The following is a 4,697-nucleotide window of genomic DNA, read 5'->3' as shown; positions in this document are numbered from 1 at the left end:
CCTGCCGAAAGTGGGAGAGCCGCTCCAATACAACTACAGCTATGATCTGCTGAACCGTATCATCGGCATGCAAACCATCCGTAACCTGAATGTGGTCACCAACAACTGGACACCGGTAGCCGTATCCGACTTTGGGGAAACGGTGACCTATGACCCGAATGGGAATATCTTACACTACAACCGTAATGGTAATGCTACCTGGGCCGGCCAGTCGCTGAACATGGATCAAATGCACTACAACTACCTGGCCGGCACCAATAAACTGGACAACATCAAAGACGATGTAGATCTTGCTGCTTACACGACGGATATTGATAGCCAGGCAGATGGTAACTATGACTACGATGCAATCGGCAACCTCGTGAAAGACCAGCAGAGCAGCATCGACGATATCAAGTGGACGGTTTACGGGAAAATTTCGGATATTCATAAAACAACAGGTACGGCTACCACCATCCACTACACGTACGATGGGAGTGGAAACCGTATCAGTAAAACAGTGAATGGGGTGCTTACCTGGTATGTGCGGGATGCAACGGGCAATGTGATGAGCATTTACACCCGTGGTGATAATAGCGTGAATACGGGTCATCTTACCCAAATAGAAACAGATATCTACGGCAGTAGCCGGCTGGGTATTGATGAAAGTAAGAAAGACCTGGAGGAAGCCGGAGCAACAGATAATGGGGTGCTGTTTAATTTCCAACGTGGGGAGAAGGTGTATGAGCTGGGGAATCATTTGGGTAATGTACTATCGACCATCGGAGATGTTAAGCTGCCAGGGAGTAGTAATGGAAATGAAGTAGTAGACTATACGCCAAAGGTGCAAAGTGCAGGGGATTATTATCCGTTTGGTATGCAGGAACCGGGAAGGACGTTTAGTAGTGCGGGGTACCGGTATGGGTTTAATGGGAAGGAGAATGATAATGAAATCTATGGTGAAGGAAATGCCTATGATTTTGGAGAAAGAATACAAGACCCAAGAATAGGCAGGTGGTTAAGTGTTGACCCATTACAAGCAAAGTATCCAAATGAAAGTCCTTATAATTTCTGTTTAAATTCCCCAATAGCCTTCAAAGATGGTGATGGACGAGATGCAATATTGATAACTTTTCCAGATTATAGAATTGACCCAGAAATAAAAATCGGCACATGGAAAGCCCCTAAAGTAGGAGGTTTGGGGCATGCAGGTATTATGATAATTGACAATAATACGGGCAGGGCAACTTATTATGAGTATGGACGGTATAAAACAACTGACGGAACTAAGGGATTAGTTCGTAAATATGATGTAGGAAAAATTGTCTTTGGGAAGGATGGGAAAGCGACAGAGGAAAGTGTAAACGCTGCTATGGGTAAAATTTCCCAAAAATCAGGAGAAGGAGGTCGCATTAAAGGTGCGTATGTTATAAGTGATAAGTTTAAAGAAATGAAAGACTATGCTGATCAAAAGTATAATGAATCAAATCCAGGAAATCCTCAATACGATGCAAATAGACCACCATATTCATTATTGGGAAATAATTGTGGAACATTTGCGGCTGATGTTGTAAATCAAGATCCTAATGTTGACCAACCATCAATTTATACTCCAACCCCCAAAAATATAGTTTCAGAATACGTAGAAGAAGGGAATGCTGAGGTTCTTTATGATCCCACAACGAAGAAAACAACAATTGGAGAAGGTGATGAATCGGATGCTAAAAAAGACGGCAACACTAAAAGCACTACTAATACTAGTACCCAACAAAGTAATAATAGCACAAGAAATAAAAAAGCAACCAATACAAAAAGCAGCTTAAATAAATCTAAAATGAAGACATGATCAAAAAAATAATTTTTACTTTTGCTGGTATACTGCTATTAAGTGGGATTGTTTTTTTTCTATTGAAGTATGTTTTTAATACAAAGAATGCAGTTGCACCAGAAAGACCTAAATCAGTTCCTGAAACCGCAGTATGGAAAGGAGATTTTGACGAAGGTTTTTGGATTTTTTTGGCAGATACGATTGGGGACTCTGGACAGTATAGATTTAAAATATTTAGAGATTACAACGGTGAATTAGCATTTGACGGATTATTCAAATCTGCATCCCAATGTTCAAAATTTTCAAATAGGGAACAGCTTTTAAACCATATTAAACTCTTTGATTTTACTAAGGGATACCGATTAGTTATTGATGATAGCTGCTATTTAGGACCACAATTGCCGCCAATAGGAGGTAGTCTATGGAATATTGATAATTAAAAGCGGAATATATTCAGAGATATAACGGTGATTTTGCTAGATGGAATAGCGCGGTGGAGCCCGCACATAGTGTTTATGAAAAAGCTGTATTGAAGGATACTCCTTCATTAATGAGAGAATTAGCAAAAGAATACAATGCCAATAATGGTAATAATAAAAAATAAACAGGTAATTATATGATAATATTTAGATCATGACCGTCCTGTTAACTTAGGGGCAAGTTCTTTGAAAATATTGCTGGATAAGGGTTTGAAGGCACCGAAATTTCAAACGATTTTTACTGATTTGGAATTTTTGAATTACAATTAAATGTAATTCAACAACTTATGAATCAAGGCAAATACGTTTTCGCTCAATTAATCGAATTTTCATCACACAACGATTTTATTGGTTGTGTAGCAAAATATCAAGGCAATCACAGGGTAAAAACTTTCACCTGCTGGCATCAATTGCTATATATGGTTTTCGGACAGCTAGCCAATCGTGAAAGTCTAAGCGATTTAATCTTTTGCCTTCAATCACAACAAAACAAAAGCTATCACTTGGGTATGGGAACCGGTACTTCTAAGTCGAACTTGGCAAATGCAAACGAGAAAAGGGATTATCGAATTTATGAATCCTTTGCTGCTATTCTGGTGGGCCACGCACAAAGACTTGCGATGGGTAGCAGCACATTTGAACTTCCGATAACTGCTCCTGTATATGCAATCGATGCGACTGTCGTAGACCTTTGCCTAAATGTCTTTTGGTGGGCCAAATTCAGGCAGCGGAAGGGCGCTGTGAAATTGCATACGATGCTAGATATTAAAACAAATATCCCTACATTCATTTACATTACTGAAGGATCTGTTCATGACGTGAACGCATTAGATGTATTCCCATTGGAAACAGGCAGTTATTACGTGATGGACAAGGGTTACATTGATTTTAAACGACTCTATAGAATCCATCATGCGTGCGCTTATTTTGTCACAAGGGCCAAAGATAATTTTAAGTTTGTGAGAATATCTTCCAGCAAAGTAGATAAAAGTACAGGCATGAAATGTGACCAAAATGTTCGATTGAAAAATCATCTAGTTGCGCTTTCCTACCCCGAACTAATCAGACGCATTAAATACTATGATACTGAGACAGGTGTCGAATTTGTATTCATGACAAACAATTTTGAGTTAAGTCCCCTGGAGATCGCTTGATTATACAAGTACCGATGGATGATAGAGCTATTTTTCAAATGGATAAAGCAGCACTTGAAAGTAAAAGCATTTTGGGGCTATAGTATGAACGCAGTCAAAACACAGATCTACATTGCCATGATAACTTACTTATTGGTAGCCATTGTAAAATATAAAATGAACTTGAAACAATCGCAGTATGAAGTGCTACAAATATTAAGCATATCCCTTTTGTGCAAAACACCATTGAATGAATTGTTTTCAAAAACTGATCCGCAATATGTCAAAGAACTAAAACCTAATCAATTGAATATGTTTACTTTATAACGGGACGCTCATGTATTTAGATATATAATTTTGATTGCGGTTATTTTTTTTAGTAGTTGCGCAAATAAAAAAAACAACGATTAGAAGGTGCTTAGAAATCCCCTTAACATAGTTAAAGATGTTGATATAAAACTGAAGGACAGTTCCTTGTCATCTCATGCTGTATTGCAGCCAACTGTGGACTGCGATTCCTTAATTGATAGATTTATCCACAGCAGTACTTACAAAATTGATTTTGAGTCAAAGGATACTATTGAATATAGATCGGTTGTAAATGCTGTAAAAGATAGCATTATCACTATTGAAATAAGGTATATGTGTATGTTTAAAAATCAACCTAACCAATTTGCAATTGGTTGGGTTGATTTAAATCTTAAGGATGGCACACTAGTAGATATTACTAAAGATATTAATGAGCCAGTCAAGTTATCGTATGATGAAAAGATGTTGGATTCGGTAAAGAAAAATTGTGTTTTTACTAACTCAGACGACTAATCATTTGGGTTCTATAATGGTTCCCAGTCTCAAGACCGATAAATAAGTTTTCTTTTCTTTTTCAAGCGCTATATGATTGGCCGGGCTTGCCCGGTTAATCATATAGCGCAAGCTCTCGGCAGGGGTCAGGCAGCTATATTTATGTAAATATCTTGCGGTGTTTGGTAACCCCAAGGATTGATGTAGCCGTTTCTTTGTTGTAAAATTGTTGTGTGAAATTATAAGATCTTTTGCAGAAGCAGGAAGCAGTAACTTCAAGCCGCTGTATAATGGTAACATTGGCGCCATGAGTGTGAATCTGCCGAAAGTGGGAGAGCCACTGCAATACAACTACCGCTATGATCTGCTGAACCGTATCATTGGCATGCAAACCATCCGTAACCTGAATGTGGCCACCAACAACTGGACACCGGTAGCAGTATCCGACTTTGGCGAAACGGTGACCTATGACCCGAA

General features: G+C 38.6%; 3 protein-coding genes and 1 pseudogene. All 4 read left to right on the top strand.

Features of this window, described 5'->3' with window-relative positions:
* The coding region (locus tag GA0116948_RS20685) for an RHS repeat domain-containing protein (protein ID WP_139111395.1) at positions 1-1,825 on the top strand (1,825 nt) is incomplete at its 5' end.
* Positions 1,822-2,247 (top strand): hypothetical protein, encoded by a 426-nt coding sequence (locus GA0116948_RS20680; RefSeq protein ID WP_089715780.1) that lies wholly within the window; start codon positions 1,822-1,824, stop codon positions 2,245-2,247. The genes GA0116948_RS20685 and GA0116948_RS20680, both read left to right, overlap by 4 nt.
* A gap of 326 nt (positions 2,248-2,573) precedes the next feature.
* Positions 2,574-3,746 (top strand): annotated as a pseudogene (locus tag GA0116948_RS20675) (IS4 family transposase).
* A gap of 87 nt (positions 3,747-3,833) precedes the next feature.
* Complete coding sequence (locus GA0116948_RS20670) at positions 3,834-4,241, top strand: hypothetical protein (RefSeq protein WP_089715778.1); 408 nt, start codon at positions 3,834-3,836, stop codon at positions 4,239-4,241.
* The last annotated feature ends 456 nt before the right edge of the window (positions 4,242-4,697 follow it).

The organism is Chitinophaga costaii, assembly GCF_900094705.1.
GTDB classification, from domain to species: Bacteria; Bacteroidota; Bacteroidia; order Chitinophagales; family Chitinophagaceae; genus Chitinophaga; species Chitinophaga costaii.
The sequence above is the reverse complement of the archived record's forward strand: the minus strand, read 5'-3'. Positions and strand labels throughout refer to the sequence as shown.

What these genes read in the sequence shown, in the direction of transcription:
- GA0116948_RS20680 (WP_089715780.1), top strand. Translation starts at nt 1,822, where the DNA reads ATGATCAAAAAAATAATTTTTACTTTTGCTGGTATACTGCTATTAAGT.